At 62.2% G+C, this 26,119-nt stretch carries 25 protein-coding genes, 1 tRNA gene and 1 pseudogene; 15 read left to right on the forward strand and 12 right to left on the reverse strand.

Annotated elements, in window-relative coordinates:
• Positions 1 to 125: 125 nt before the first annotated feature.
• Positions 126 to 202: transfer RNA gene (locus tag BN1143_RS00210), tRNA-Asp, on the forward strand.
• Between the two features lie 91 nt (positions 203 to 293).
• Here the strand turns inward: BN1143_RS00210 and BN1143_RS22875 are convergent.
• The 6 genes and pseudogenes from BN1143_RS22875 to BN1143_RS00235 all read right to left on the reverse strand — a co-directional run.
• Positions 294 to 407: pseudogene (locus BN1143_RS22875) on the reverse strand (cupin domain-containing protein); the annotation flags it as partial.
• 1,116 nt (positions 408 to 1,523) lie between these two features.
• Positions 1,524 to 2,510, reverse strand: a complete 987-nt coding sequence (locus BN1143_RS00215; protein ID WP_005308002.1) for a helix-turn-helix transcriptional regulator — start codon at positions 2,508 to 2,510, stop codon at positions 1,524 to 1,526.
• A 304-nt stretch (positions 2,511 to 2,814) separates the two neighbouring features.
• Complete coding sequence (locus BN1143_RS00220; protein WP_042049212.1) at positions 2,815 to 3,201, reverse strand: SirB2 family protein; 387 nt, start codon at positions 3,199 to 3,201, stop codon at positions 2,815 to 2,817.
• Positions 3,198 to 5,054, reverse strand: coding sequence for a monovalent cation:proton antiporter-2 (CPA2) family protein (locus BN1143_RS00225; RefSeq protein WP_005308005.1), 1,857 nt, complete (start codon positions 5,052 to 5,054; stop codon positions 3,198 to 3,200). Before BN1143_RS00225 ends, BN1143_RS00220 begins: the two co-directional genes overlap by 4 nt.
• A gap of 70 nt (positions 5,055 to 5,124) precedes the next feature.
• The gene (locus BN1143_RS00230; protein WP_005308007.1) at positions 5,125 to 5,724 is read right to left on the reverse strand and encodes an NAD(P)H-dependent oxidoreductase; all 600 of its coding nucleotides are present in this window, start codon (positions 5,722 to 5,724) and stop codon (positions 5,125 to 5,127) included.
• 56 nt (positions 5,725 to 5,780) lie between these two features.
• Positions 5,781 to 6,626, reverse strand: coding sequence for a LysR family transcriptional regulator (locus tag BN1143_RS00235; protein ID WP_042049214.1), 846 nt, complete (start codon positions 6,624 to 6,626; stop codon positions 5,781 to 5,783).
• 143 nt (positions 6,627 to 6,769) lie between these two features.
• Here BN1143_RS00235 and BN1143_RS00240 point away from each other — a divergent pair, with 143 nt between their 5' ends.
• The 6 genes from BN1143_RS00240 (at position 6,770) to BN1143_RS00265 (ending at position 14,796) form a co-directional block, all read left to right on the forward strand.
• The gene (locus tag BN1143_RS00240; protein ID WP_042049215.1) at positions 6,770 to 7,492 is read left to right on the forward strand and encodes an SDR family oxidoreductase; all 723 of its coding nucleotides are present in this window, start codon (positions 6,770 to 6,772) and stop codon (positions 7,490 to 7,492) included.
• Positions 7,493 to 7,579: 87 nt separating this feature from the next.
• Positions 7,580 to 7,903, forward strand: coding sequence for a hypothetical protein (locus BN1143_RS00245; RefSeq protein ID WP_005308010.1), 324 nt, complete (start codon positions 7,580 to 7,582; stop codon positions 7,901 to 7,903).
• A gap of 47 nt (positions 7,904 to 7,950) precedes the next feature.
• Positions 7,951 to 8,382, forward strand: coding sequence for a DUF411 domain-containing protein (locus BN1143_RS00250; RefSeq protein WP_005308011.1), 432 nt, complete (start codon positions 7,951 to 7,953; stop codon positions 8,380 to 8,382).
• Between the two features lie 224 nt (positions 8,383 to 8,606).
• A complete protein-coding gene (locus BN1143_RS00255; protein WP_026141204.1) occupies positions 8,607 to 10,760 on the forward strand; it encodes a S9 family peptidase in 2,154 nt (717 codons plus the stop codon).
• 415 nt (positions 10,761 to 11,175) lie between these two features.
• Entirely contained in the window at positions 11,176 to 12,147 is a 972-nt protein-coding gene (locus BN1143_RS00260) for a TAXI family TRAP transporter solute-binding subunit (RefSeq protein ID WP_010635409.1), read from the forward strand.
• An 87-nt stretch (positions 12,148 to 12,234) separates the two neighbouring features.
• Positions 12,235 to 14,796: a TRAP transporter permease gene (locus BN1143_RS00265; protein WP_042049216.1), complete on the forward strand. Its 2,562-nt coding sequence runs from the start codon at positions 12,235 to 12,237 to the stop codon at positions 14,794 to 14,796.
• Between the two features lie 192 nt (positions 14,797 to 14,988).
• Here BN1143_RS00265 and BN1143_RS21585 read toward each other — a convergent pair whose 3' ends face one another.
• Positions 14,989 to 15,129, reverse strand: coding sequence for a hypothetical protein (locus BN1143_RS21585; RefSeq protein WP_010635406.1), 141 nt, complete (start codon positions 15,127 to 15,129; stop codon positions 14,989 to 14,991).
• Positions 15,130 to 15,317: 188 nt separating this feature from the next.
• On the opposite strand from BN1143_RS21585, the gene BN1143_RS00270 reads away from it, so the two are divergent.
• Positions 15,318 to 15,944 carry a lysoplasmalogenase gene (locus BN1143_RS00270; RefSeq protein WP_005308018.1) on the forward strand — a complete coding sequence of 209 codons (627 nt, stop codon included), beginning with the start codon at positions 15,318 to 15,320 and terminating at the stop codon, positions 15,942 to 15,944.
• 61 nt (positions 15,945 to 16,005) lie between these two features.
• Here BN1143_RS00270 and BN1143_RS00275 read toward each other — a convergent pair whose 3' ends face one another.
• The gene (locus tag BN1143_RS00275; protein ID WP_042049217.1) at positions 16,006 to 17,559 is read right to left on the reverse strand and encodes a DHA2 family efflux MFS transporter permease subunit; all 1,554 of its coding nucleotides are present in this window, start codon (positions 17,557 to 17,559) and stop codon (positions 16,006 to 16,008) included.
• Positions 17,559 to 18,611: an HlyD family secretion protein gene (locus BN1143_RS00280; RefSeq protein WP_005308022.1), complete on the reverse strand. Its 1,053-nt coding sequence runs from the start codon at positions 18,609 to 18,611 to the stop codon at positions 17,559 to 17,561. Before BN1143_RS00280 ends, BN1143_RS00275 begins: the two co-directional genes overlap by 1 nt.
• 96 nt (positions 18,612 to 18,707) lie before the next feature.
• On the opposite strand from BN1143_RS00280, the gene BN1143_RS00285 reads away from it, so the two are divergent.
• Positions 18,708 to 19,610: a LysR family transcriptional regulator gene (locus BN1143_RS00285; protein WP_005308024.1), complete on the forward strand. Its 903-nt coding sequence runs from the start codon at positions 18,708 to 18,710 to the stop codon at positions 19,608 to 19,610.
• Positions 19,611 to 19,665: 55 nt separating this feature from the next.
• Positions 19,666 to 19,980 (forward strand): putative signal transducing protein, encoded by a 315-nt coding sequence (locus BN1143_RS00290; RefSeq protein WP_005308027.1) that lies wholly within the window; start codon positions 19,666 to 19,668, stop codon positions 19,978 to 19,980.
• A 14-nt stretch (positions 19,981 to 19,994) separates the two neighbouring features.
• Here the strand turns inward: BN1143_RS00290 and BN1143_RS00295 are convergent, their stop codons facing one another.
• On the reverse strand, positions 19,995 to 21,278 hold the full coding sequence (locus BN1143_RS00295) for a dicarboxylate/amino acid:cation symporter (RefSeq protein ID WP_042049218.1): 1,284 nt from the start codon (positions 21,276 to 21,278) through the stop codon (positions 19,995 to 19,997).
• A 208-nt stretch (positions 21,279 to 21,486) separates the two neighbouring features.
• Here BN1143_RS00295 and BN1143_RS22250 point away from each other — a divergent pair, with 208 nt between their 5' ends.
• Positions 21,487 to 21,732 (forward strand): YecH family metal-binding protein, encoded by a 246-nt coding sequence (locus BN1143_RS22250; RefSeq protein ID WP_017764705.1) that lies wholly within the window; start codon positions 21,487 to 21,489, stop codon positions 21,730 to 21,732.
• Positions 21,733 to 21,832: 100 nt separating this feature from the next.
• Positions 21,833 to 22,432 (forward strand): YhgN family NAAT transporter, encoded by a 600-nt coding sequence (locus BN1143_RS00305; RefSeq protein ID WP_010635400.1) that lies wholly within the window; start codon positions 21,833 to 21,835, stop codon positions 22,430 to 22,432.
• Between the two features lie 105 nt (positions 22,433 to 22,537).
• Here BN1143_RS00305 and BN1143_RS00310 read toward each other — a convergent pair whose 3' ends face one another.
• Positions 22,538 to 23,506 carry a LysR substrate-binding domain-containing protein gene (locus BN1143_RS00310; protein ID WP_017764704.1) on the reverse strand — a complete coding sequence of 323 codons (969 nt, stop codon included), beginning with the start codon at positions 23,504 to 23,506 and terminating at the stop codon, positions 22,538 to 22,540.
• Between the two features lie 273 nt (positions 23,507 to 23,779).
• On the opposite strand from BN1143_RS00310, the gene tatA reads away from it, so the two are divergent.
• The 3 genes from tatA to BN1143_RS00325 all read left to right on the forward strand — a co-directional run bounded on the left by tatA (position 23,780) and on the right by BN1143_RS00325 (position 25,896).
• Positions 23,780 to 23,941 carry a twin-arginine translocase TatA/TatE family subunit gene (gene tatA, locus BN1143_RS00315; protein WP_005308036.1) on the forward strand — a complete coding sequence of 54 codons (162 nt, stop codon included), beginning with the start codon at positions 23,780 to 23,782 and terminating at the stop codon, positions 23,939 to 23,941.
• Positions 23,942 to 23,955: 14 nt separating this feature from the next.
• Entirely contained in the window at positions 23,956 to 24,258 is a 303-nt protein-coding gene (locus BN1143_RS00320; protein ID WP_042049219.1) for a YfcZ/YiiS family protein, read from the forward strand.
• Positions 24,259 to 24,471: 213 nt separating this feature from the next.
• Positions 24,472 to 25,896: an MltF family protein gene (locus BN1143_RS00325; RefSeq protein ID WP_010635397.1), complete on the forward strand. Its 1,425-nt coding sequence runs from the start codon at positions 24,472 to 24,474 to the stop codon at positions 25,894 to 25,896.
• A gap of 7 nt (positions 25,897 to 25,903) precedes the next feature.
• On the opposite strand, the gene BN1143_RS22545 is transcribed toward BN1143_RS00325, so the two are convergent.
• On the reverse strand, positions 25,904 to 26,050 hold the full coding sequence (locus BN1143_RS22545) for a hypothetical protein (protein ID WP_005308040.1): 147 nt from the start codon (positions 26,048 to 26,050) through the stop codon (positions 25,904 to 25,906).
• Between the last annotated feature and the right edge of the window lie 69 nt (positions 26,051 to 26,119).

Below are 26,119 nucleotides of genomic sequence, written 5' to 3' on the forward strand. Positions count from 1 at the left end.
TTCGCCATGCGAGAGTAGGATACTGCCAGGCACCCAATTAAACGGTGATGTGAAAGACATGACCGGCTGCGAGGATGACACCTCAGAATAAGCGGCAAAAGATTTAGCGAAAGCTAACCGAATGCGGAGCGGTAGTTCAGTCGGTTAGAATACCGGCCTGTCACGCCGGGGGTCGCGGGTTCGAGTCCCGTCCGCTCCGCCACTACTTAAGAAGCCCAGTCGAAAGACTGGGCTTTTTTTCGTTTCCGACACCGTCCTCATTTTCCCGAGTTGCCTCTTTTTCCTCACGCGACTCAGTAAAACACGCAGAGCCAGACGGTGGTCATGTCGGGATGGAGCCACTCGACCCTGTGCTTCTGGTGGGCAGGGATATTGATGTGATCTCCCGGACCCTGCTGGATCAGCTGCTATCTTTGTCTCTCTTGCCTGCAATGATATTAGGGGAGAACGACACTCCACTGAGTGTCCTGGAAGACTGCAGAGCGCCTCTGTGCTCCGTACTCATACGGCGAAGTGCAGCTTGAATGTCTCGGCGCTTCTTTCAGGCCTTGAGAGAGGTCTTGTCGAAAGACACAGCCAAGGTATGGGCGAGAGTGACGAGCAGCAGGAACAAGCGCAGGGACGTGGCATGCACAGCATCTGCAGCGTGAGTGATGTGATTGGGTTGTTTCTAATAAAAAGCGCAAAAAGAAAAGGGGACGGCAGCTGCCGTCCCCTCGAGTCATTTCGTCCAGTCCCTGAACTGCAACGCTCCCTGCAATCCCTGACTTTATCCTGATCCTTCGGAATATCCCCTTCCCAATCCGTTGAGGTGTCCTGTGGCCATCCTAGCCTGGCAATCGATCCTGATTGCTGCACTCTCTCCATCCTGGAGGTGTCCGTTACCACATCCCGTGGTGTTCCTTACGTCATCCTGACAGATAACCATCCGGGTTATCTCGCTTCATCCTGAAGCTGTCCTGCTCGCCTCCGGCGAGGTTCCTGTTCGTCCTGAAGAGCAACAATCCTGCTGCTCTGCCTCATCCCTAGGTGTCCTCAACCACGTCCCGCGGTGTCCTGTATTCCCTTTGATAACCATCCTGGCTATCGGCCTCATCCTGAGGTGTTCCCTGCCCACGTCCTGTGGTTTATTCCCTGCTTATGCGCTGTTTCTGCATCCTGCCGAATCAGCTTCGTCCTTGTGAGACTCATATTAAGGGAACCAGAGGGCGGAACAAGGGAGGAGTTGGCGTTGTCGGTGTGATAGGAACGCTTAAACGATCATGGTTTTGATAATAAATTCATATTAATCATGGTGTTAGTTTGTTTCGCAGGAAATCATAAGGATTCAAAGATGGCTTCGCGTACGGTTCGACACAGTGGCCTCTTACAGCGGCGATGGCTGATCTCTCACACGCAAAAACAGGGCGAAAACGATGGTAAAAACAGGCTCAATTCGGAGGGTAAGGCTTAAAAATTAGTTGAATAAATATGCTCAAAAAGAATACAAAAAGCCGGGCTTGGCCCGGCTTTTTGAGAAGGTGTCAGCTGACGCGGCTACCCGGTGTCGGATATGCCTTGCGCAAGGACTCTGGCGCCAGCACTTCCAAGTTCCCGCTCATGTTGTTGAGCCAGGTACGGAACTCCGGAGTGTCCTGCACCTCGGTTTCCACCACCACGCTGCGCTTGTCGTAGCGAGTCATGCGCGGGTTGTGGCCGGGGATCTGGCCGTCGACCAGGGTCGGGCAGTTGGCATCGATGCGACCGACGAAGCGGATCGGCCCGCTGACATCCTGGTACCCCTGATCGCGGATCAGTTTCTGGATATTGAAATCCTTCGGCTGGGTCGCGCTGAAGTTGGTCAGCTCCACGTTCTTGATGTGGTCGAACGGGATGCCGTAGACCTTGGGATCCAGCTCGGACAGAGTGCAGAGCAGGGTCGGCCCCTCTGCCTGGTTCAGAATGCCGAGCGGATTGATGCGGTCATAGCAGAGCCACACGGTGCGCTCCTTGATGACACGCTGGATCTCGGCGCTGAACTTGCGGCCACGCCACAGAGCATCGCGGATCAGGGTGCTGCGGCGGATCTCCGGGTTGCCGGCAAACGGACGCGGTGACTGGTGCACGCTCTCGAGCCAGCGTTCCGCCAGTTCGCTCTGGCTGTCACGGATCACCTGGCTGGCCTTGTCGACCAGCGGGTTCAATTCGGTCAGGACACTGGCGGGCAGCAGCTGGCTGGCCTGGTCGCTCCAGGTTTTCAGCGCCACTGCCAGCGACAGCGGCATGATGTTGGCAAAATCGTTGAGGCCATGGCGCTCGAAGCACCAGCCGTGTGGTTTGCTGCGTTCATCCGAGGTGAGATCGAACAACCCCATGCCGGACATCTCTTCCAGGTCCCGTTGCACGGTACGCAGACTGACATGAATGCCTTCTTCTTCCAGTTTTACCTGGAGTTGGCTGGCGGTCAGCTTGTAAGGGCGGTGCGGGATGCAACGCGCCAAGGTCAGTTGTCGTAACAGCTTCTTACTCATGGTGCATGCCTTCACTGGTTTAGCGTTGAGTGTATCCTAGCCATGCCTTGCGACAGTCTATGTCGCAAGTTTTGCTGCGACAACTGTCGCCATTTTCATACAAACCAAGCTAACTACATGATCATAAAAGAGAACGCTCTCTTTTCTGGCAGCAATTGAGGCTAAAAAATGATGAAAATTCGCCAAATGAAAGTGCTGTCTTACGGATTTGGCATAGAAGAAAAAACAGAAATGATGGGTAAGCGCAGAATATGATGTGGAGGAGAGGACTCTCCTCCACCGGGCGGGGATTTTTGCTGTCGGATCAGGCCAGCCAGGACCAGGCCGACTTGGTGATGGCGGCGCCCACCATGTAGCCGAATACCGCCAGGGCCGCGAGGCCGGCCACCAGCTTCTGACTGCGCGCAGGGCGCTTGAGCGCCATGACGCCGAGGCCGATGTAAACCACCAGCGCGATCAGCTTGGCCATCAGCCAGGGCTGCTGACCCGGGCTCATCTGCAGGGTCACCGCCAGCACTACCCCGAACAACAACAGGAAGGTGTCGTTGACATGGGGCAGGATCTTCAGCCACTTCTGCTGCAGGCGGGCACTGCCCCCCAGGGCCAGCAGCCAGCGATAGAGGAACAGCAGCACGCTGACCAGCGCCAGCGTCATGTGCAGTTGTTTGAGCAGGGGGTAATAGGCAATCATATTGCTTCCTTGTCGTTGTCGGGCAGACCGCTGTTCCAGTTGTGGGCGTGAATGCGCTCCTGTCCTTCCTGATCGTCTTGCAGCAGATCGGAGAGGATGTCCCGGTATTGCAGGCTCTTGTTGATATAGGTGTGTTCGTCGTCCAGGTAGTTGACCTGCTCCCGCAGCAGCCAGTTGTCGTGCTGCTTGAAGGTCTGCCCGGCCCGCCAGGCCTGGTTGGCCCGAAAACCGAGCTGGGTCAGGGCTTCCACCCCCAGATCCACGGCGGAACCCAGGGTTTCCCGATACACGCTGCCCACGCCCTGGCGCAGGATCTCGTGAGCGTGGGGACGATCCTGGGCTCGCGCCAGTATCTTAAGGTGCGGGAAGTGTTTCTTCACCATTTCAATCACTTCGAGTGAAGTCGCAGGGTCGTTGATGGAGAGCACCAGCAATTTGGCCTTGTGGGCACCGGCGGCGTGCAGCAGGTCGAGCCGGCTGGCATCCCCGTAGAACACCTGATAGCCATACTTGCGCAGCATCTCGATCTGGCTGGCATCCTGCTCGAGGATGGTGGTACCTATGCCGTGACCGTGCAGCAAACGACCCACTATCTGACCGAAGCGGCCGAAGCCAGCGATGATCACCGGGTGCTCCACCAGCTCCGGCTGTTCGTGCTGCGGGACCTCGCTCTGGTTGCGGTAGTCGAACCAGGGCTGGATCACCCTATCGTTGAGTATCAGCAGCAGCGGCGTCAGCGCCATGGAGAGCGCCACCACCAGAGTCAGCAGGGCGATGGTATCCCCCGGCAATACCCTGTTCTGAGCGGCGAACGAGAACAGTACGAAGGCGAACTCCCCCCCCTGGGCCAGCGCCAACCCGAAGGTCCAGCGCTGGCTCGGCGAGATGCGGATGATGAAGCCGAGCGCCATCAACACCAGCCACTTGAGCAGCATCAGGCCGACCACCAGGGCCGGGATCAGCAGCGGATGTTCGGCAAATAGCCCGAAGTTGATGCCGGCGCCGACCGACATGAAGAAGAGGCCGAGCAGCAGCCCCTTGAACGGCTCTATGTCCGCCTCCAGCTCGTGGCGATATTCGCTGTCCGCCAGCACCACGCCGGCGAGGAAGGAGCCGAGAGCGGGGGAGAGGCCGACCGATTCCATCAGCACGGCGATGGCGATCACCAGCAGCAGGGCGGCGGCGACGAAGATCTCCCGCATGTGGGACTGGGCGATGGCGCGAAACACCGGGCGCATCAGGTAATGACCCCCCAGCACTATGCCGGAGATGGCGGCCACCACCAGCAGGCCGTGTTGCCAGCCGGCCAGCTCCGAGCTGCCGCTGCTGGCCACCGGCGCGATGGCCAGCAGCGGCAGGATCGCCAGGATGGGGATGACGGCGATGTCCTGGAACAGCAGCACGGCGAAGGCGGAGCGGCCGCTCTCGCTCTGCATCAGTTTGCGCTCCTGCAGGCTCTGCAGCACGATGGCGGTGGAGGAGAGCGCCAGGATGAGGCCGATGGCCAGCCCCTGTTGCCAGGGCAGGCCAATGAGGTGGGCCACGCCGGTCAGGGCTGCCGTGGTGAGCAGCACTTGCAGTCCGCCGGTGCCGAGAATGGGCCCCTTCAGCTGCCACAGCAGCGCCGGCCTGAGCTCCAGCCCGACCAGAAACAGCATCAGCACCACCCCGAACTCGGCGAAGTGCATCACATCTTTTTGCTCACCCACCAGCCCCAGCAGGAAGGGGCCTATGATGATCCCCGCCAGCAGGTAGCCGAGCACGGATCCCAGCCCCCAGCGCTTGGCCAGCGGTACCGCGATCACCGCGGCGGAGAGGTAGATGAAGGCATCGAACAGCAAACCGTGTCCCATCAGCGGATCCTCCGCGCCGTGGTGGAGGCCGATGAAGGCAGGCCGGGCTGGCGCCCGGAGCGAGTTCGGGTCATGGGAGTACCTCCAGCAGATCGCGCAGATAGGGGCTGCCGCCGAGTTGTTCCGGGGTCAGCTGCTCGTCGCGCAGGGCGCACAGCAACTGGCGATAGTCTTGGCCGCAGCGGCGCAGCGCCTCCGGGTCCCGGATCTTGTGAAAGGAGTGCAGCACGAACGGGGGCAGCCAGCTCATGCCGCACAGCTGGGCCGTCTGCTGAAAGGGGAGCAGGAAGTCGAGCAGCGGGCGCTGGTTGTAGCCGGCGCTGCAGTAGGATTCGGGGGCACCGCCGGTGGTGATGGCCGACAGCCACTGCTTGCCGTTGAGGGCGTGGGCTTCCGGGCCATAGGCGTAGCCGTACTCCAGCACCAGATCCATCCACTCCTTCATGATGGCGGGGCAGGAGTACCAGTAGAAGGGGTGCTGGAAGACGATGATGTCGTGTTCAGAGAGCAGGGCCTGCTCCCGCTTCACGTTGATGAACATGTCCGGGTAGTGCAGATAGAGGTCGTGCAGGGTGATGCCCTCCAGCCCGTCGATGGCCTGCAGCAGCTGCTTGTTGGCCCGGGAGCTCTGCAGCGCCGGGTGTGAGAAGATGACCAGAATGCGTTTCATGGGGTCCTGACCTGAAGAGGAGTGGATGCCGGCAAAAGATGCATTGCGCAGCGACGTTAACAAGAAGCGCCGTGGCCCGCCAGCTCCGGGATCAGCTCGCGCAGCGCCGGATTGAGGGTCTGGTGGGCGGGATAGCAGAGGCCGATGCGCCGGAACATCCGTGGTCCGCGCACCGGCACGGTACACAGACCCGCTTCGTCCTCCACCAGTCCGTCCGGCAGAAAGCTGATGCCGACCCCGGCCAGCACCAGCGCCATCACCAGCCCCTTGCTCTCGGCCTTGGCCACCAGATTGAGGGTGAGCCGGTCACAGGCCAGCAGGCCTATGGTTTGCTGATGGGCTTCGCAGGGAGGGCACTCAATAAAATCATAATGTTGCAGCTCGGCCAACTCGAGTTGCTGGCGGCTGGCGAGGGGATGGTCGCGGCGCACGCACAAGACATAATCCTCCTCCCACAGCGGCAGGAAGATTTCGTCCTCCCGGCGCAGAGCATCCAGAGTCAGCCGACAGTCGGCAGGCGTCCCGTAATCGGAGAGGGTGAGATCCAGCTCGGGCAGTACCGCCTGCACCTGCTGCAGCAATCCCGCCACCCGCCGCCGGCTCAGGTCCGGCATGATGGCCATGTTGAGCCGCGCACGCGTCGCCTTCTGGCGAAACAGCGCCGGCAGCCGGCGCGCCTCTTCCACCAGCTTGACCGCGTGGGGATAGAGGTAATGGGCCTGATCCCTGGCCGCCACCCCCTTCTTGCCCCGGATGAACAGGCTGTCACCCAGGGTCTCTTCCAGCTGGCGCAGCCCCGCCGAGAGGGAGGGCTGGCTGACGTGGCAGCGTTCGGCCGCCGCCGTGATGTTCTTCTCTTCATAGATGGCGATGAAGAAGCGCAGCAGTCTCAGATCCAGCATAAGCCCAACCATAGTTTTTTCAGATGATAACCAGCGGAAAACAATATTTATCACTGATGGATGCAGTGACTATAGTGATCCCGTTCCGTGCTGGCCAGCCGCTTGTTTGCTCAAACCGACTCTTGAATCAGAAGGAAAACATCATGTCCAAGCCTCTCGTCGTGATCACCGGTGCCTCCGCCGGGATCGGTGCCGCCATCGCCCGCGCCTTCTCGGCCGCCGGCCATCCGCTGCTGTTGCTGGCCCGCCGGGTCGAGCCCATGCAGGCGCTGGGCCTGCCCGATACCCTCTGCATCGGGGTCGACGTGACCGACACCGCCGCCATGAAAGCCGCCATCCAGCAGGCCGAGGCGCAATTCGGTCCGGTCGGCTGCCTGGTCAACAATGCCGGCGTCATGCTGCTGGGCCAGGCCGACGTGCAGGATCCGGCCGAGTGGCAGCAGATGCTCAACATCAACGTGATGGGGGTGTTGAACGGTGTTCACGCCGTGCTGGCCGGGATGAAGGCGCGCCGCAGCGGCACCATCATCAACATCAGCTCCATCGCCGGTCGCAAGACCTTCCCGAACCATGCCGCCTACTGCGCCACCAAGTTCGCGGTACACGCCCTGACCGAAAACATCCGGGAAGAGGTGGCCGATGTCGGCGTGCGGATGGTGACCATAGCCCCAGGCGCGGTGGAGACCGAGCTGCTCAGCCACACCACGGACGAGAGCATCAAGGCCGGCTACCACGACTGGAAGGATCAGATGGGCGGCGTCATTGCGCCCGAGGTGATCGCCGAGGCAGTGCTCTATGCATGGAACCAGCCGGCCAATGTCTGCGTGCGCGAGATCGTGTTGGCGGCCACCCGTCAGCAACCTTGATGGAGGCTGACTGGAAGAGGGGGAGGGCTTGACCCTCCCCCTGGGCCAGGGGTTACCATAGGCCACCTTTCGTCAATGAGTCGTCTCATGGTTCTGACCCGTCGCCAACTCGCTCGCGCCCGCCGCTGGCTCCCCCTGTGGAGTCTGCTGATGGTGCTGATGTCGTTTGGCAGCCGGGCGGCGACCGATCTCTGTACCCTGACGCCTCATTGCAGCCAGAGCGAACGCACCCTGGAGAAGGCCATGCCCTGCGGCAGCTTCACCTCGGCGCTCGCCATGACGGTACTCAGCAGTGACAGCCTGACGGTTGCCATGCTGGAGCCCGACGCCCCGGATTTCATCTCCCCTTCCCAGTTCATGCCGGATGTCCCGACCGACCGGCTGGAGCGTCCTCCCCGCACCCTGGCTTGAATCTGACCCCCGTTTCCGGGCATGTTTCATTCAATCTGAGGTGAGTTATGTACAAATCCCTGCTACTGGCCGTGCTGGCCGGTACCGTCAGCTTTTCTGCTCTCGCGGCCGAGAAGATGACCGTCTACAAATCCAAGTACTGCGGCTGCTGCCAGGCCTGGAACAAGCACATGGAAGAGAATGGCTTCGAGCTCGAGGTCATCGAAACCGAACAGCTTGCACCGGTCAAACAGCAGTACGGTATCACTCCGCAGCTGGCCTCCTGCCACACCGGCGTGGTCAACGGCTATGTGATCGAGGGACACGTGCCCGCCGCCGATGTGCAGAAACTGCTCAAGGAAAAACCGGCGATCCGCGGCCTGACCATTCCGGGCATGCCCCAGAGTGCGCCGGGTATGGATATTCCGGGTCAGCCCTATCAGGTGCTGAGCATCAGCAATGAGGGCGCGACCAGGGTCTGGTCGAGCTACCCCGGCTGATGAAGGCTGGCTGTGAGCGGACACGCTTCCATCATGTGAGGCACACCTGAGCGAGCCCGTGTCGCTCACGGTCAGGTATGGGGGCCGCCATCGCGAGATGGCGGCCCTTTTACATCCCGGCGCGGGAGAACTTGCAACTGAAGGCGACAAGGGGCAGATTGGTCCCCTGTCCAAGGAGCCAAGGCTCAGGTCCGCCAACCCTTTTAAAGCGCAAAGGATGCGACATGTTCACCTTTTCCCGAGGGCTTCTGCTGCTGGCTTGCCTGGCCGCCGTTCCCTGTTCATATGCCAATGATGAGTCCGCCATGCCCACACGCGACACCCAGATCCAGCCTCCCGTGGCCGCCAAACACCCCCATACCCTGAAAAAACACGGGGATACCCGGGTCGACAACTACTACTGGCTGCGCGATGACGAGCGCCAGAAACCCGAGGTGCTGGCCTACCTGGAGGCCGAAAACGCCTACACCGACGCCATGCTCAAACCGGTCAAGCCGCTGCGCGACCAGCTCTATCAGGAGATGGTGGCCCGCATTCCCCAGCAGGACGAGTCGGTGCCTTATGTGAAGAACGGCTATCGCTACCAGACCCGCTACGAGCCGGGCAAGGAGTACGCCATCTATTCACGTAGCAAAATTGGTGAAGAGGCTACAAGCCTGCTGCTGGACGGCAACCAGCGCGCCGAGGGCCACGAGTTCTACGCTCTGGGGGCGCTTGAGGTGAGCCGCAACAACCGCTGGCTGGCGGTGGCGGAAGATTTCCTCTCCCGCCGCCAGTACCAGATCCAGTTCTTCGATCTGGAGAGCGGCAAGTGGGCCGCCGACACGCTTCCGAACACCTCCGGCAATCTGGTGTGGGCCAACGACAGCAAGACGGTGTTCTACGTGCGCAAGCACCCCAAGACCCTGCTGCCCTACCAGGTCTATCGTCACGAGCTGGGTACGGATCCCGCCAAGGACACCCTGGTCTACGAGGAGAAGGACGACACCTTCTATGTGAGCCTCTATGCCACCACCTCGGAAGATTTCATCGTCATCGCCCTCTCCAGCACCACTACCGGCGAGGCGCGCCTCATCGATGCCAACGTGCCGACCCAGGCGCCGCGGCTGTTCCTGCCGCGCCAGGTGGATCACGAGTACAGCCTGGATCACTACCGCGGCCGCTTCTATGTGCGCTCCAACAAGGACGGCAAGAACTTCGGCCTCTACGAGACCAAAGAGAGCCCGGTGGAGCGCTGGAAGGCGGTGATCGCCCCCAATCCGGATGTACTGCTGGAGAGCTATGCCCTGTTCAAGGAGTGGCTGGTGCTGGAGGAGCGCAGTCAGGGGCTGACCCGGCTGCGCCAGGTCAACTGGCAGAGCGGCGAGCAGAAGGAGATCGCCTTCGACGATCCCGCCTATGTCACCTGGCTTGCCTACAACCCGGAGCCGGACACCAGCGCCCTGCGCTATGGCTACTCCTCCATGACCACGCCGTCTTCCACCTACGAGCTCGACCTGAACAGCGGCAAGCGCACCCTGCTCAAGCAGCAGCCGGTGGCGGGTTTCAAGGCCGATCAATATGCCAGCGAGCGGCTCTGGATCACTGCCCGTGACGGCGTGGCCGTGCCGGTGTCGCTGGTCTATCGCAAGGACCAGTTCAAGAAAGAGGGGACCGGCGCAGGCACCAATCCGCTGCTGGTCTACGGCTATGGCTCCTACGGCGCCAGCATGGATCCGGACTTCAGCAGCGCCAGGCTGAGCCTGCTGGACCGCGGCTTCGTCTACGCCATCGCCCACATTCGTGGTGGCGAGGAGCTGGGCCGCCACTGGTATGAGGATGGCAAGCTGCTGAAGAAGCAGAACACCTTCAACGACTTCATCGACGTGACCGAAGCGCTGGTGGCGCAGGGTTATGGTGCCAGGGATCAGGTCTACGCCATGGGCGGCAGCGCCGGCGGCCTGCTGATGGGGGCCGTCATCAACCAGGCGCCCCAGCTCTATCGCGGCGTGGTGGCCCAGGTGCCCTTCGTCGACGTGGTCACCACCATGCTGGACGAGTCCATCCCCCTCACTACCGGTGAGTACGACGAGTGGGGCAATCCGAACCAGAAGCGCTACTACGACTACATGAAGGCCTACAGCCCCTACGATCAGGTCAAGGCGCAGGCCTACCCGAATCTGCTGGTCACCACAGGCCTGCACGATTCCCAGGTGCAGTATTGGGAGCCGGCCAAGTGGGTGGCCAAGCTGCGGGAGCTGAAGACGGATGATAACAAGTTGTTGCTGAGTACCGACATGGACGCCGGCCACGGCGGCAAGTCGGGCCGCTTCAAGGCCTACGAGGATATCGCGCTGGAGTTTGCGTTTATCCTGGATCTGGCCAAGCCAAAAGCATAAGTCACCAAGGTTGCAGCCCTTGCCAGACAAGGGCTGCAAAAGAATCTCCTTTCCCTCTTCCCGCCTGCTGTCCGGTAGCACAACCAATTAATCTTCGATCGGCAAATTAATGATCGGCTTCAAATTTCTGGCGACCGATATCCTTCATTTTGTGTTTTTGTTTGATTTATGTTGGCGCCGTGTGCTTAATCGATGCCGTTATAACTCTTTAATTGGCCCCCTCGGTGCCAATTATCTCTGGTTGGCATGAAGCCGACTGTCTCACCACAGGATGCTGGTGGCTTTTTGGGGAACGCTGGTCGTTCACCCATTTCCTCATCGCGAGGTCACGGACGACCGCCGACGCAGCACGGCGGTTTGTCTTGCATTCGCCCGTGGAACGGGCGAGCTGAATCAATCAAAAAGGATGAACAACATGAAAGGATTATCCCTGGCGTGTGCCTTGTCGGCAGCTCTGGTCGGTGTCTCGTTTGGTGGTCCGGTACAGGCGCAGGAGCGCTTCGTGACCATAGGCACCGGCGGTCAGACCGGTGTCTACTACGTGGCGGGCCAGTCCATCTGTCGCTTCCTCAACCGCGGCGCCGCCGATCACCAGATCAAGTGCAACGCCCCGGCCAGTGGCGGCGGTGTTGCCAACGTCAACGGCATCCGCTCCGGCGAGTTCAACTTCGGCATCATGCAGTCCGACCACCAGTACAAGGCGATGAAGGGCGTCGAGCCGTTCAAGGCCGAGGGTCCGATGGATGACATCCGCGCCGTCTTCTCCCTGCAGAGCGAAGTGTTCACCATCCTGGCCCGCAAGGACGCCAAGATTGCCGGCTTCGACGATCTGAAGGGCAAGCGCGTCAACATCGGCAACCCGGGCTCCGGCCAGCGCGACACCTTCGAAGAGATCATGGCCGTCAAGGGCTGGGACAAGTCTGTGTTCAGTCTGGTCTCCGAGCTCAAACCCGCCGAGCAGGCCTCTGCCCTGGGTGACAACAACATCGACGCCATGAGCTACTTCGTCGGTCACCCCAACGGCGCTATCCAGGAAGCCTCCACTACCACCGACACCGTGCTGGTGCCGGTGACCGGCCCCGAGATCGACAAGCTGCTGGCCGAGAAGAGCTACTACAGCAAGGCCGAGATCCCGGGTGGTCTGTACAAGGGCAGCCCGAACCCGACCCCGTCCATCGGTGGCAAGGCCGTACTCTCCACCAGCGCCAAGGCCGATCCGGAAGTGGTCTACCAGCTGGTCAAGTCCGTGTTCGACAACCTGGATCGCTTCAAGCGCCTGCACCCGGCTTTCGCCGACCTGAAGGAAGCCGACATGATCAAGGTGGGTCTCTCCGCCCCGCTGCATGAAGGCGCGGTGCGCTACTACAAGGAACGTGGCTGGATGTAATCCGGTTGCGGTTTCGGATGTGCCCCAGACTCGCTCCTCCCTCGGGGGGGCGAGTCTCATTTATTGCAGTACCAACAGAGCCACACTATGCAGCAAACACAACAACAAGAGGCGCTCTCGGCCGAGGAGCTGATCGCCCAGGATGTGGGAGCCCGCCTGCCGGTGGGCACCATGAGCTGGATCATCGCGGGTCTTGCGCTGATCTGGTCCCTGTTCCAGCTCTGGATCGCTTCGCCGCTGCCGTTCTCTCTCGGCATCGGTGTTCTCAACGACACTGAAACACGCTCGATTCACCTGGCTTTCGCCATCCTGCTCGCCTATCTGGTGTTCCCGGCCATGCGCAGCTCGCCGCGCGACCGCGTGCCGCTCGGTGACATCGCCCTTGGCCTCATCGGCGCCGCCGTCGCCAGCTACCTGTTCATCATGTATGAGCAGCTGGCCCAGCGCCCCGGCAACCTGACCACCATGGACTTCGTGGTCGCCTGTATCGGCATTCCGCTGCTGCTGGAAGCCGCCCGCCGTGCCCTCGGCCCGGCCCTGGCGGTGATCGCCATCGTCTTCCTGGCCTACAGCCTGGCCGGTCCCTGGATGCCCTCCCTGCTGGCCCACCGCGGGGTGAGCCTGCATGCGCTGGCCAACCACCAGTGGATCACCACCGAAGGGGTGTTCGGCATCGCCCTCGGGGTCTCCACCAGCTTCGTCTTTCTGTTCGTGCTGTTTGGCGCCCTGCTCGAGCGTGCCGGTGCTGGCCACTACTTCATCCAGCTCGCCTTCAGCCTGCTCGGCCACCTGCGCGGCGGCCCGGCCAAGGCAGCCGTGGTGGCCTCGGCCCTAACCGGCGTCATCTCCGGCTCCTCCATCGCCAACGTGGTGACCACGGGCACCTTCACCATCCCCATGATGAAACGGGTCGGCTTCTCCAAGGAGAAGGCCGGCGCGGTGGAAGTGGCCTCCTCGGTCAACGGCCAGATCATGCCCCCGGTCATGGGAGCCGCCGCCTTCCTGATGGTGGAGTACGTTGGCATCCCCTACGTCGAGATCATCAAGCACGCCTTCCTGCCGGCGGCCATCTCCTACATCGCGCTGCTCTACATAGTGCACCTCGAGGCGCTCAAGCTCGGCATGCAGCCCATCGGCAACCGTCAGCCGCGGCCCTGGCTGCGCCGCCTGACCGGCTTCGCCTTCGGTGCCGCTCTCATCAGCGGCCTCTCCATGGCGGTCTACTATGGCCTGGGCTGGCTCAAGCCGGCGCTGGGCGACTACGCCCTGCCGGGGATCAGCGTGCTGCTGGCCGCCGCCTACCTGGGACTGCTGAAGATCGCCGCCAGCAACGAGCCGTTGCCGTCGGAAGATCCGGACAAGCCGCTGGACGAGCTGCCGGAAACCCGCGCCGTGCTGCTCTCCGGCCTGCACTTCCTGCTGCCGGTGGTGGTACTGGTGTGGTGTCTGATGGTGGAGCGACTCTCCCCGGGCCTGTCGGCCTTCTGGGGCTCGGTGATGCTGATCATCATACTGCTGACCCAGCGCCCGCTGCTGAACTGGCTGCGCACCGATGGCAAGCATGACTACGGCAGCTTCACCGACGGCGTGGTGGATCTGCGCGAGGGGCTGATCGCCGGTGCCCGCAACATGATCGGCATCGGCATCGCCACCGCCACTGCCGGCATCATAGTCGGGGCCGTCTCCCAGACCGGCGTCGGCCTGGTGCTGGCGGATCTGGTGGAGTTCCTCTCCATGGGCAACCTGCTGCTGATGCTGCTGCTGACCGCCCTGCTGAGCCTGATCCTCGGCATGGGCTTGCCCACCACCGCCAACTACATAGTGGTGTCGAGCCTGCTGGCGCCGGTAATCGTCACCCTGGGGCAGCAGAACGGCCTCATCGTGCCGCTCATCGCCGTGCACCTGTTCGTCTTCTACTTCGGCATCATGGCCGATGTGACCCCGCCGGTGGGGCTGGCCTCGTTCGCCGCGGCTGCCGTCTCCAAGGGCGACCCCATCAAGACCGGGATCACGGCGTTCTACTACAGCCTGCGCACCGCGGCACTGCCGTTCCTGTTCATCTTCAACACCGACCTGCTGCTCATCAACGTGGACTTCGCCCACGGCGTGCTGATCTTCATCGTGGCCACCATCGCCATGCTGATCTTCGCCGCCGCCACCCAGGGCTACTTCCTGGTGAAGAGCCGCTGGTACGAGAGCGTGCTGCTGCTGCTGGTGGCCTTCACCCTGTTCCGTCCCGGCTTCTGGATGGACATGCTGCACGACCCGTATCGCGACGCCGCGCCAGCCGAGCTGGCCCAGACCATGGGCCAGGTGGAGGCCGAGAGCACCCTGCGCCTGCGGATGGAAGGGGAAGATGCGGTGGGCAAGCTGCGCCGCTTCACCGTGCTGCTGCCGGTGCCGGATGGCGCGAGCGGTGAGGATCGTCTGGCCAAGCTGGGGATCCAGACCTATGAGCAGGACGGCAAGATCCTGATCGACAGCGTCACCTTCGGCAGCCAGGCCGCCGAGCTGGGGCTGGAGATGGACCAGCAGATCCTGAGCGTCAAGGCGCCCACCGAGCGCTGGCCCAAGGAGCTGATGTGGCTGCCGGGCTTCCTGCTGTTCGGCGCCGTGATCTGGCTGCAGCGGCGCCGTCAGGCACGCTGATCCCGCACCCAATAAAAACGGCGCCACGATGGCGCCGTTTTTATTTACCCCGTGTGGGGTTCAATCCTGTGGATCCTGCTCCTGCAGCAGGCTCAGGGTCTGTTGCTCCACCTGGCTCAATCCCAGCTGCTCGCAGGCCTGCTCAAAGCTGATTCCCAAGTGACACATCATGATGTCTGATACCGGGAAGGCTTATTCTTGCGGATCCTGCTCTTGCAGCAGGCTCAGGGTCTGTTGCTCCACCTGGCTCAATCCCAGCTGTTCGCAGGCCTGCTCAAAGCTGATTCCCAAGTGGCACATCATGATGTCGATGGCGGGCAGATAGTTTCTCATTGCTTCTTCCATGGTGATCCTCCGAACCCGTTCCTTATGCCCGAACCGGGAGTGCGGGACAATTAGACTTTAGGCGTAGAGTGCTCGTTTGCTGAGCGCCTCTGCCACTGGCCGGGGGAATTTGTTACTCTCCCTGTCAGCAAGAAGATGTTGCCGTATGACTGCGAGCGACACGTGAGGAGCAGGGCATGTTATTGAGTTTCTTGATCATCGCATCGGGCTGGTGGCACATTCGTGCGGCCTACGGCTCAGACTCCCGTCAGTTCTACATCAGCAAGCCGCTGACCATGCTGCTCATCATAGCGCTGGCGTTCGGCTATCAGGGCTATGACCACGACGGCTCCCACGCCTGGATCCTGCTCGGTCTCTGCCTGTCGCTGGCCGGCGACGTGCTGCTGATGCTGCCGAGCGACCGCTTCATCCAGGGGCTGGCGGCATTTCTTGTCGCGCACCTCTGCTACATCGTCGGTTTCGCCCAGGGGCCGCTGGTGCTGAACCTGGTGGATGGCCTGCTGTTGCTGCTGGTGGCCGGCATGGTGTTCGGCCTGTTGTGGGGCAAGCTCGGGGAGATGAAGATCCCCGTCTTCTGCTACATGCTGGTGATCATCGGCATGGCCTGGGTGGCCGCCGGTGCCTGGCATGCCTCCCTCACCGCCGGCAGCGCCGCCGCCCTGGTGGGGGCGCTGATGTTCCTCTTCTCCGACAGCATGCTGGCGCTGGATCGCTTCCGTCGCCCCTTCCCCCATGCCACCGCCTGGGTGATGAGCAGCTACTTCGCCGCCCAGTTCCTGATCGCCGCCTCGTTGGCGGGTTGACCGGCGGGCCGCAATAAAAAACGGGCCTGCCGGCCCGTTTTGCTACTCCCTTCCCACTCTTTCACGCCTCGACCGGTTCGGCATCCGGCGCCCTCGGGGCCGGCTGCTTGAGCAGCAGCATCAGGGCGCTGGCGATCAGCAGGAAGATACCCATCACGAAGAACACCTGATTGTAGGCCATGATGGCCGCCTCGCGGCTGATGGTGTTCGACAGCATGGCCTGAGCCTGCAGACGGGCCAGCTCGGGGCCGGAGCCCTGGGCCATCATGTTCTGGGCCAGCTGCAGCAGATAGGCCTGTCCCTCTATGCTGGTGGCGGCCAGGGTACTGCCGATCTGGCTGACATGGGTGCGGGTATCGTTGTCGATCAGGGTCGCTATGATGGCGATGCCGAAGGCCCCCCCCAGGTTGCGCAGCACGTTGAGCAGGGTGGAGGAGGAGGGGATTTCGTCCGGCGTCAGGCTGGCGGTCGCCACCAGGGAGAGCGGCACCATGATGAAGGGCTGGCCCAGCGCCCGCACGATGAGCGACTGGATCAGCTGGGGCCCGGCGTAGTCCGCGCTCATGTTCATGTTCATGAAGCAGCTGACGGCGAACACCAGAAAGCCGAAGCTCACCAGATAGCGCGGATCTATCTTGTGGGTCAATTTGGGCACCAGTGGCAGTACCAGCAGCTGGGGCAGTCCCATCCACATCAGCACCTCGCCGATTTCCAGTGCGTTGTAGTTGTGGATCTGGGTCATGTAGAGCGGCAGCACATAGATGGAGCCCATCAACGCCATGCCGAGCACCAGGTAGGCGAAGCAGGCCAGCGCGAAGCGCGGGTTGTGCAGCAGCCGCAGGTTGACCAAGGGGTGGCGGCGCAGCAGCTGGCTGATGACGAAGAACACCAGCGCCACCACCGAGATGACGGTGAGCCGCACGATGAAGCTGGAACCGAACCAGTCCTCCCGGTTGCCCTCTTCCAGCACCACTTCCAACAGGCCAAGCCCCACCGCCATGGTAAGGATGCCGATGAGATCCACCCGCTTGATCACCTCCCAGTCCACCGGCTTCTTGTCCAGCCCGTGGGCCAGCATGGCCATCACCAGCAGTCCCGGCGGCACGTTCAGGTAGAAGATGTAGTGCCAGGACATCTGCTCGGTCAGCCAGCCGCCCAGGGTCGGGCCGATGGCGGGGGCGAAGGTGGCGCACAGGCCGAACAGTGCCATGCCGGTGGCTCGCTTGTGCAGCGGCAGCAGGCTGACGATGAGGGAGAAGGCCATGGGGATCAGCGCCCCGCCGGTGAAGCCCTGCAGCGCCCGAAAGACGATCATGCTGGTGAGGTTCCAGCTGAACGAGCAGAGCACGGAGGCGATGATGAAGGCGCCTGTGGTCCACAGCAGGTAGCGCCGCACGCTCAGCCCCCGGCTCAGCCAGCCGCTCAGCGGGATGGCGATCATCTCTGCCACCAGATAGGAGGTGGAGATCCAGGAGCTCTCGCTCAGGGTGGCCGACAGGGCCCCCTGAATGTCCTTCAGGGAGGCGTTGGTGATCTGGATGTCGAGGATGGCCATGAAGGCGCCGATGAGGCCCCCCATGACCGCGATCCAGTTGCGGCGTGGTATGGCGTCCATCAGTTGGCGGCGACCACGGGATCAGGGCTGCGGGTGTCGACGATCACCTCGGTGGAGAGGCCAGGCAACAGCTTGCCTGCCAGGGCGCCCGGATCCGGAATGCGGATCTTGACCGGTACCCGTTGCACGATCTTGGTGAAGTTGCCGGTGGCGTTCTCCGGCGGCAGCAGGGCGAACTTGGCACCGGTGGCCGGTGCCAGGCTGTCGATGATCCCCTCGACCGGCTGATCCGGATAGGCATCCAGGATCACCTCCACCTTCTGGCCGGGCTGCATGTGGAGCAGCTGGGTCTCCTTGAAGTTGGCCTCGACCCACACCTGCTGCAGCGGCACCAGGCTGGCCACCTGCATGCCGGACTGGACGTAGAGCCCCGCCCGCAGACTGCGCTTGCCAATGATGCCGTCGGCCGGTGCCCGCAGCTCGGTATAGGCAAGCTCCAGCTTGGCCTGTTCCAGCTGGGCGGCACTCAATGCCAGCTTGGCCTGGTTCTGCTTGGCCTCGGCATCCAGCACCAGCAGCCGCTCGCGGGCGGCCTGCAGGGCCGCTTTGGCCTCCTGTTCCTGGGCCTGATTGACCTGCAAACCAGCGCGTACCTCGTCCAGGCTGTCCTGGGAGCTGTAGTGGCGCTGGTTGAGCTGGCTGACGCGGCGCACCTGCTGCTGGGCCCGAACCTGTTCGGCATTGGCCGAGCTGACCTTGGCTTCGGCCTGGCGAATGAGGCTCAGCTGCTGGGTGCGGGTGGCGGCGAGATTTTCCGCCGTCGCCTGGTTGAGGCGCAGGTCGGCCTCGGCCTCGGCCACCTTAGTCTTGTACTCCCGGTCGTCGAGGCGGGCGATGAGCTGGCCGGCCTTCACCGGCTGGTTGTCGGTCACCAGCACTTCGCTGATGTAGCCGGAGAGCTTGGAGCCGATGCCGGTCACCTCGCTTTGCAGGTAGGCGTTGTCGGTGCTCTCGAAGTAGCGGCCGTGCAGATACCAGTAACCGGCAAACAGCAGGCCGAGCAGGGCCAGTATCATGGCGGCCAGCAGGGGGATCTTCTTGTGTTGACTCATGTGGGGGATTCCTGAACTTAAGAGAGGCAGGCTAACACTGGCCAACTGTTTCGATTAGTATCCATTTATGAGATATACAGTTTCACTGGTGCAACAATGGATCTGAACGCTGCATTGATTCTAGTGCGGATCGTCGACAAGGGTTCCTTCACGGCGGCCGCCCAGGAGCTGGGCATGACCAAGGCGACGGTGAGTCGGCGCATCGCCGAGCTGGAGCAGCGCCTCGGCGTGCGGCTGCTCTACCGCTCGACCCGCCAGCTCACCCTGACCGAGGCGGGCGAGCAGTACTATCTGCGCTGCAGCAAGGCGGTGGACGAGCTGGCCCAGGCCGAGCTGATGGTGAGCGCCAGCCAGCAGGAGGTGACCGGCACCCTCAAACTGGCGGTGCCCATCGAGGCAGGGCAGCTGGTGGTAGGGCGACTGGTGGCGGAGTTTCTGCAGGCCTATCCCGGTCTGCAGGTGGAGCTGGAGCTGACCAATCGCATCGTGGATCCCATCAACGAGGGGCTGGATGCGATCGTGCGGATCGGCGACATGAGCGACTCGAACCTGGCAGCACGGCGGCTGTGGAGCAATGCCCGCCTGATTTGTGCCAGCCCGGCGTACCTGGCGCGCAGCCCCGCCATCACTCATCCCGAGGATCTGGTGCAACATGAGCGGGTGGCGGTGACCAGCGGCTTTCTGGCCTCGCACTGGTGTTTCGAGCGGGATGACAAGGAGGTGCTGGTTGACCCTCCCTCCCGCTTTCGGGTTAATAATATAACCTGTGCCCGAGAGGCGGCGAAGGCCGGGTTGGGGCTCGCCTCTCTGCCCGCCATGCTCTGCCACGAGGAGCTGGCGAGCGGGACCTTGGTGTCCGTGCTGCCCGAGTGGCAGCAGCCCAGGGTACCCATTTACCTGCTGTTTCCGGAGCGGCGGCTGATGCCGCGAAAATTGCGGGTGTTCATCGATTTCATCGTGGCCAAGGGGGCCGACTACGGCATAGACACCTTGCTGTAGCCGGCCAGAGTCGGTGCCGTGGTAACGGCATCGTGGGGGATCTGAGGGGGAAGACATGGATCACTGGATCAATCTGTATCGGGCTTCCCATTCGCTGGAGGCCCACGCCCTGAAAGGGGCGCTGGAAGTGGAAGGAGTGCCGGTGCGGCTCAATGGCGAGGCGCTGTCGGGCGCCCTGGGCGAACTGCCGGTGGACATGCTGCAGGTGACCCTGATGGTGCGCGAGCAGGATCGCAGCAAGGCGGGACGGGTCATCGAACGCTATCAGCAGCGTCAGGGCAACGGCTGGCTGTGCGGTCAGTGCGGGGAGGAGAACGGCGCCAACTTCGATGTCTGCTGGCGCTGTCACCACGATCCCCACGAAAATTAATCGCTCGCCCTGCCTCAGCGCAGGGTGAAGTCGATGTCCTCCCCCGCGCTGGCGTCGTGATAGGTCGTCAGATCCAGCTCCCGCTCGCTGCGGGCAATCAATACGGAAACCAGAATATCGCCGGAGACGTTGACCGTGGTGCGCGCCATGTCGAGGATCCGGTCGATCCCGGCGATCAGTGCCACCCCCTCCAGCGGCAGTCCCACCGCGGTCAGGGTCAGCGTCAGCAGCATCAGGCCGGTGCCCGGCGTGCCCGCCGTGCCGATGCTGGCCAGGGTGGCAATACTGATGATGGTCAGGTAATCCACCAGGTGCAGATCCACCCCGAAGGCCTGAGCCACGAACAGGGCGGTCACCCCCTGATAGAGGGCGGTACCGTCCATGTTGATGGTGGCGCCGATGGGCAACACCTTGGCTGTGATGGCGGGGGAGACCCCGAGCCGGCGCTCGGCACAAGCCAGGCTGATGGGCAGGGTGCTGTTGCTGGAGCTGCTGGTGAAGGCCACCGCCTGGGCATCGACGATGCTCTTGAAGTAGTGCAGCGGATTGAGGCGGGCCAGCAGGATCAGCAGGCTGCTGTAGACGCCGAGCACGTGCAGCAGGCAGCCGAGGTAGACGGCGCCGATCACCTTGAGCAGCGGCAGCAGCAGGCTCATGCCGTACTTGCCGGTCATCCAGGCCATCAGGGCACAGACGCCGTAAGGGGCCAGTGCCATCACCATCTGGGTCAGCTTGAACATCCCCTCCGCCAGCGAGGTGAAGAAGAGGATGGCGGGGCGGCCGCGTCGACCGGTGGCGTTGAGGGCGAGGGCAAGGGCCACCGCGAACACGATCACCTGCAGGATCTTGCCGTCCACCATGGCCTGCACCGGGTTGCGCGGCACCAGGTGGCTCAGCACGCTGGCCAGGGTGGGGGACTCCGCCATGCCGACCCGCTCATAGGGCCCCATATTGGCACCCATGCCGGGTTCCAGCAGCCAGCCCATCATCAGGCCGATGCAGATGGCGACGGCGGTGGAACAGAGGTAGAGGCCGATGGCCTTGCCGGCGATGCGGTCTAGGGCCTTGCCCTTGAGCAGCGAAGTGAGGCCGGCGATGACCGAACAGAAGATGAGAGGCACCATCAGCATCTGGATGGTGTTGACGAACAGCACGCCAATGGGTTTGAGCAGCAATGCCTGTTCGCTGAAAGCGGCGCCGAGCCCGATCCCCGTCAGCATGCCGAGCAGGGTCTTCAACCAGAGCGGACGGCGGGTCCAGATCCGCCAGGGTTTGAAAGCCAGTCCATGGAACAGCATGACGCCAATGTCCTTATATTCGGTCTGCGTTGGCAAAAAGGGGCGTTAGTGTAGCCATCCCCTGCTTAGGTTGCCACATTATCGACAAAGCCGTGACCATCACCAGTGCGGGGGCAGGGAAATCGGCAATTTGTTGGCCTATATCAAGGTCGTCGGCAGTGGAGCAGGATTTAATAGGCATCAAATATGTCTATTCAAGAGGTTTGCAATGACTCAATCGGTACACGGCCACGAAGTGATGGAGATGATGCTGGCGCAGGGCGGCCAGTTCACCCGGGCCAGCCTCAAGCAGGCCATAGACGCACGCTTCGGGGCGGATGCCCGTTTCCATACCTGCAGCGCCAGCGAGATGGATGCCGAGGCGCTGATCGACTTCCTGGCCAAACGCGGCAAGTTCATCGAATCGGAGCAGGGTTTCCAGACCCGCGCCGACAAGATCTGCAACCACGGTTGATCCCCGCCGGCGAGCGCCTGCCGCGCTCGCCGAATCCCGCCGCCTTTGTTATATTCGCCCTCTTTCCCCTCCTCTGTTGAAGGCTTGGCCTGGGCGTTGTATGGATACTTTCTCCGCTGCCGTCATGTTGTTTCTGATCATGGATCCGCTGGGCAACCTGCCGGTCTTTCTGTCGATCCTCCGTCATATCGATCCCAAGCGACGTCGCAAGGTGATGATGCGGGAGCTGCTGTTTTCGCTGGTGATCATGATGGCGTTCCTGTTCGTCGGGCAGCAGATCCTCAATTTCCTCAACCTGCGCCAGGAGGCGGTCAGCATCGCCGGCGGCATCATACTGTTCCTCATCGCCATCAAGATGATCTTCCCGAGTGAAGGGGGGGTGACCGGGCTGGCCGCGGGGGAGGAGCCCTTCCTGGTGCCCATGGCGATCCCCATGATTGCCGGCCCCTCGATCCTGGCCTCCTTGCTGCTGCTGGCCAACCAGGAGCCGACCCGGATGGCGGACTGGTCGCTGGCCCTGCTGATGGCCTGGGGCGCCAGCGCGGTGATCCTGATGTTCTACGAGGTCTTCAACAAGCTGCTGGGTGAGCGAGGACTCACCGCGGTGGAGCGTCTGATGGGCATGCTGCTGGTGATGATCTCGGTGCAGATGCTGCTCGACGGGGTGCACCACTACCTGGCGGTGACTGGGCAGAACTGACCAGCCGATATGCAAACAGGAAAGACACGGGGCTAGATGAGCCCCGTTTTTTTGCCTGTGATCCGGCGAGGTGACCGTCAGGGTCTTGCGGCCCTGTGCCGATAGTCAGGCCGGTTCGGCAGCAGTGGGTTCCAGCTTGCCCATGATCAGCGCCAGCAGGGTTTCCCGCAGCCAGCGGTGGCCCGGATCCTCCTCGTGGCGCTGATGCCAGATCAGCAGGTGGGAGATGCTGTCGAGGGCGATGGGCAGCGGCAGCGGCACCAGCGGGTAGACCTGGGTGGCATGGCGGGCGTAGAGCCGGGAGAGGGTCACTATCATGTCCGAGTGCATGCCCATCCGCAGCGCCGCCTCGAAGGAGGGCACGGTCGCCTCGATGCGACGATAGAGATCCTGCTCCGCCAGCTTGTGATCCAGCATCCAGCGATCGCGCCCCTCGCAATAGGTCTGCACGTGGGGATAGGCCAGGTAGCGGGTGAGATCCCACTCGGGTTCGTGCAGGGCTGGGTGGTCGTGCTGCACCAGGCAGGTCAGATCGTCGATGGCGAGCAGTCGCTGACAGATGGCGTTGGGCAGGGTATCGAGCCGAAAGTCCGAGTTGATGCAGTTCTCCCGCACCGTGAAGGCGATGTCCACCTGGCCCTGGCTCATCTCGGTCAGGCTGTTCTCGGTCCACTCCTCGTAGCGCAGCCGGATGCCGGGTGCCTGCCGTTTCAGCTCGCTCAGGTAGAGCGGCGCGAACAGAGTGAAGGCGCTGTCCATGCTGGCAATGACGAACTCCCGCTCGGTGGTGGTCGGGTCAAAATCCGGCGGCTGGATCAGGTTGTCCAGCGACAGCAGGATCGGCTGCAGTTGCTGCTGCAGGCTGAGGGCGCGTGCTGTGGGTTCCAGCCCGTAGGCCGAGCGCACGAACAGGGGATCGTCGAAGGTTTCCCGCAGCCGGCCGAGCGCTTTGCTGACGGCAGACTGGCTCAGATGCAGGCGACGGGCCGCCCGGCTGCCGTTTCGTTCTTCCAGCAAAACTTGCAGGATTATCAATAGATTGAGGTCGATACGCCCCAGCTGTTCCAGCAACATGATATGAATCCTCTTCAATTCTTAGATGAATTTATACCATTTGTTTTCATATCTAGGCGAACTTATGCTCGAAACGTCTCTCGCCTTCAATGGCGGCTGGTACAGGATGTAGTGGTTGAGGGGACAAGTAGCATCAAGCAATACGGCGGCCTTTGGGTCGCCGTATTTTTTGGTGATTTATTTGCAAACTTGCGCCTGTCTTGATTTTGCCCAACAATCTTTGCGCCTTCTTTTGATACAAACGATCGGTATCTATCAGTCAGGAGTATCCCTATGGGACTCGGTGGAATTCATATCTGGCATTTGTTGATCCTGCTCGTCGTCGTGGTCGTGGTGTTTGGCAGCAAACGCCTGGCCGGCGCCGGGGAAGATCTGGGCACCGCCATCAGGGATTTTCGTAAAGCCTTGCGTGACGATGAATCACAGCCGAAATAAGTGGGAGTTGAATGATGTCCGTAGAAGAGAAAGTGGAATTGAACGAGACCTGTGACAGCTGCGGCTGCTTCGCCGAAATTGGCACCATCATCGGCGAGGGCGATGATGTGATGGAGCTGGTGATCGAGGCCGCCGAAGAGGCCGACGCCCGCACCAAGCTGGCCGCCTACGAGGCGCTGGCCAAGCAGGTCACCGCCGAAGCCAAGAGCAGCAGCGAACTGAGCCAGGGCGCCAACGGCGTGATCCTGAAAGCCCGCCTGCAATTCACCTGCACCGCCGAAAAACTCATTTTCGAGATGCGTGCCCGCTCTATCTGAGCCCCCTGAAAACACGGCAGGTTCGCCTGCCGTGCTGACCCTTCTGCTGTGGGTCTGCGTTCTATAGTTAGTTATCCCACAGATGGTTTTGCCCGACGCGAGTCGGCCAACAGAAGGCGATCTCATCATGGTTCAGCGCAGGCTCTTCGCCCCCCCTCTCCACGTCGCTCATCACCTCTTTGACCTGCCCGGACAGCCACTGGCGGTGACGCCATGAGGCGGCGCTGGCTCTGGAGCCTGCTCATTCTGTGGGCGCTGCCGCTGCTGGCGGCGGATCTCAAGCCGCAGCGGCTGCCCCAGCCAGGGGATCTCGCCAGCATATTGCAAAAGAAAGAGCTGAGGGCCCTGGTGGTCTATGAGCGGGGCTTTTTCTTCCTCGACAAGGGGACCCAGCACGGCATCCTGGTCAACCAGCTGCAGGGGTTCGAGCGCTGGCTGAACCAGACCTACCTGGCCAAGGAGAAGATCAAGCTCAAGATCATCTACATCCCGGTGCGCCAGGACAAGCTGCTGGACTATCTCGCCGAGGGGCGGGGGGATCTGGTGGCTGCCAACATGACGGTGACGCCGACCCGGCGCGAGCAGGTGACCTTCTCCAACCCGGTGATCGCCCCCATCGAAGAGTGGGTGGTGAGCCAGCACAGCCTGCCGACCTTCAACCGCATTACCCAGCTCTCTGGCCGGCGGGTCTGGGTGCGGGCCAGCTCCAGCTATTACGAGAGCCTGCGCCAGCTCAACTGGCTGTTTCGCGAGCTGGGGCTGCCCCCCGTCTATATCGAAACCGTGCCTGAATACCTGCAGGACGGGGATCTGCTGGAGATGGTGGCGGCCGGCATCATACCGCTCACCGTGACCGACAGCTTCAAGGGGCGGATCTGGCTCGGCATGATCAGCGGGCTGCGAGCCCACAAGTTGATCCCGCTGCGGGACAACGGCCGCAGCGCCTGGGCCCTGCGCAACAACAGCCCAGAGCTGCTCAAGGCGGTCAACGACTATCTGGCCGATGCCGGCAAGCGCACTCTTTACAGCGACATGGCCCTGCGCCGCCTGCTGGCTCGCAACGACCAGATGAGCAACATACTGGCGCCGGATCCGCTGGGCCGGTTGTCGACCATCCGCAAGGTGCTGGAGCAGCAGGCCGACAAGTACCGGCTGGACTGGCTGATGTTGGCGGCGCTGGCCTACAAGGAGTCTGGCCTCAATGCCAATATCCGTTCCGAACGGGGGGCGGTGGGGATCATGCAGCTGTTGCCGAGTACCGGCAGCGAAGTGGGCATTCGCGGCGCTCGCCTCGCCAGCCTGGAGGGTAACGTGGAGGCTGCCTGCCGCTACATGCGGTTGATCCTCGACACCTATTTCAACGATCCCAAGCTGGACGTGCTCAACCGCCACCTGTTTGCACTGGCGGCCTACAATGCCGGCCCGAACCGGGTGCAGGCGCTCAGGGCCAAGGCCGAGGCCGCCGGGCTGGATCCCGACGTCTGGTTCGGCAACGTGGAGCAGCTGGTGGCCAACGAGGTAGGCCAGGGGCCCATCAACTATGTCAGCACCATCTACAAGTACTATGTGGCCTACCGCTTCAGTCTACCCCAGCTGGAGGGCAAGGCGGCCGCCATCGAGGCGGTGGCCCAGCCCTGACGTCCTGCTAGTGCGATGGGGCGGGCGAGGTGAAAGGCTGCCAGGCCTGATCCCTGTGTTGCAGATACCAGGGGGTCAGCTGGCCGCTCGGCGAGGGATCCGGCTCACTGGCCTGCGGTCTGTGACTGATGGCGGGGCGATCCGTGAGTTCCATGGTAAATTCCTTCATCCTGTTGCTACGAGGCCCTTAGCCAGCGTTATGCCATTTCCTCATGACAGGCGG

Origin of the sequence: Aeromonas dhakensis, from assembly GCF_000820305.1 — a bacterium.
GTDB classification, from domain to species: domain Bacteria; phylum Pseudomonadota; class Gammaproteobacteria; order Enterobacterales; family Aeromonadaceae; genus Aeromonas; species Aeromonas dhakensis.

What these genes read in the sequence shown, in the direction of transcription:
- BN1143_RS00215 (WP_005308002.1), bottom strand. Translation starts at nt 2,510, where the DNA reads ATGAGTAAGAAGCTGTTACGACAACTGACCTTGGCGCGTTGCATCCCG.
- BN1143_RS00220 (WP_042049212.1), bottom strand. Translation starts at nt 3,201, where the DNA reads ATGATTGCCTATTACCCCCTGCTCAAACAACTGCACATGACGCTGGCG.
- BN1143_RS00225 (WP_005308005.1), bottom strand. Translation starts at nt 5,054, where the DNA reads ATGGGACACGGTTTGCTGTTCGATGCCTTCATCTACCTCTCCGCCGCG.
- BN1143_RS00230 (WP_005308007.1), bottom strand. Translation starts at nt 5,724, where the DNA reads ATGAAACGCATTCTGGTCATCTTCTCACACCCGGCGCTGCAGAGCTCC.
- BN1143_RS00235 (WP_042049214.1), bottom strand. Translation starts at nt 6,626, where the DNA reads ATGCTGGATCTGAGACTGCTGCGCTTCTTCATCGCCATCTATGAAGAG.
- BN1143_RS00240 (WP_042049215.1), top strand. Translation starts at nt 6,770, where the DNA reads ATGTCCAAGCCTCTCGTCGTGATCACCGGTGCCTCCGCCGGGATCGGT.
- BN1143_RS00245 (WP_005308010.1), top strand. Translation starts at nt 7,580, where the DNA reads ATGGTTCTGACCCGTCGCCAACTCGCTCGCGCCCGCCGCTGGCTCCCC.
- BN1143_RS00250 (WP_005308011.1), top strand. Translation starts at nt 7,951, where the DNA reads ATGTACAAATCCCTGCTACTGGCCGTGCTGGCCGGTACCGTCAGCTTT.
- BN1143_RS00255 (WP_026141204.1), top strand. Translation starts at nt 8,607, where the DNA reads ATGTTCACCTTTTCCCGAGGGCTTCTGCTGCTGGCTTGCCTGGCCGCC.
- BN1143_RS00260 (WP_010635409.1), top strand. Translation starts at nt 11,176, where the DNA reads ATGAAAGGATTATCCCTGGCGTGTGCCTTGTCGGCAGCTCTGGTCGGT.
- BN1143_RS00265 (WP_042049216.1), top strand. Translation starts at nt 12,235, where the DNA reads ATGCAGCAAACACAACAACAAGAGGCGCTCTCGGCCGAGGAGCTGATC.
- BN1143_RS21585 (WP_010635406.1), bottom strand. Translation starts at nt 15,129, where the DNA reads ATGAGAAACTATCTGCCCGCCATCGACATCATGATGTGCCACTTGGGA.
- BN1143_RS00270 (WP_005308018.1), top strand. Translation starts at nt 15,318, where the DNA reads ATGTTATTGAGTTTCTTGATCATCGCATCGGGCTGGTGGCACATTCGT.
- BN1143_RS00275 (WP_042049217.1), bottom strand. Translation starts at nt 17,559, where the DNA reads ATGGACGCCATACCACGCCGCAACTGGATCGCGGTCATGGGGGGCCTC.
- BN1143_RS00280 (WP_005308022.1), bottom strand. Translation starts at nt 18,611, where the DNA reads ATGAGTCAACACAAGAAGATCCCCCTGCTGGCCGCCATGATACTGGCC.
- BN1143_RS00285 (WP_005308024.1), top strand. Translation starts at nt 18,708, where the DNA reads ATGGATCTGAACGCTGCATTGATTCTAGTGCGGATCGTCGACAAGGGT.
- BN1143_RS00290 (WP_005308027.1), top strand. Translation starts at nt 19,666, where the DNA reads ATGGATCACTGGATCAATCTGTATCGGGCTTCCCATTCGCTGGAGGCC.
- BN1143_RS00295 (WP_042049218.1), bottom strand. Translation starts at nt 21,278, where the DNA reads ATGCTGTTCCATGGACTGGCTTTCAAACCCTGGCGGATCTGGACCCGC.
- BN1143_RS22250 (WP_017764705.1), top strand. Translation starts at nt 21,487, where the DNA reads ATGACTCAATCGGTACACGGCCACGAAGTGATGGAGATGATGCTGGCG.
- BN1143_RS00305 (WP_010635400.1), top strand. Translation starts at nt 21,833, where the DNA reads ATGGATACTTTCTCCGCTGCCGTCATGTTGTTTCTGATCATGGATCCG.
- BN1143_RS00310 (WP_017764704.1), bottom strand. Translation starts at nt 23,506, where the DNA reads ATGTTGCTGGAACAGCTGGGGCGTATCGACCTCAATCTATTGATAATC.
- tatA (WP_005308036.1), top strand. Translation starts at nt 23,780, where the DNA reads ATGGGACTCGGTGGAATTCATATCTGGCATTTGTTGATCCTGCTCGTC.
- BN1143_RS00320 (WP_042049219.1), top strand. Translation starts at nt 23,956, where the DNA reads ATGTCCGTAGAAGAGAAAGTGGAATTGAACGAGACCTGTGACAGCTGC.
- BN1143_RS00325 (WP_010635397.1), top strand. Translation starts at nt 24,472, where the DNA reads ATGAGGCGGCGCTGGCTCTGGAGCCTGCTCATTCTGTGGGCGCTGCCG.
- BN1143_RS22545 (WP_005308040.1), bottom strand. Translation starts at nt 26,050, where the DNA reads ATGGAACTCACGGATCGCCCCGCCATCAGTCACAGACCGCAGGCCAGT.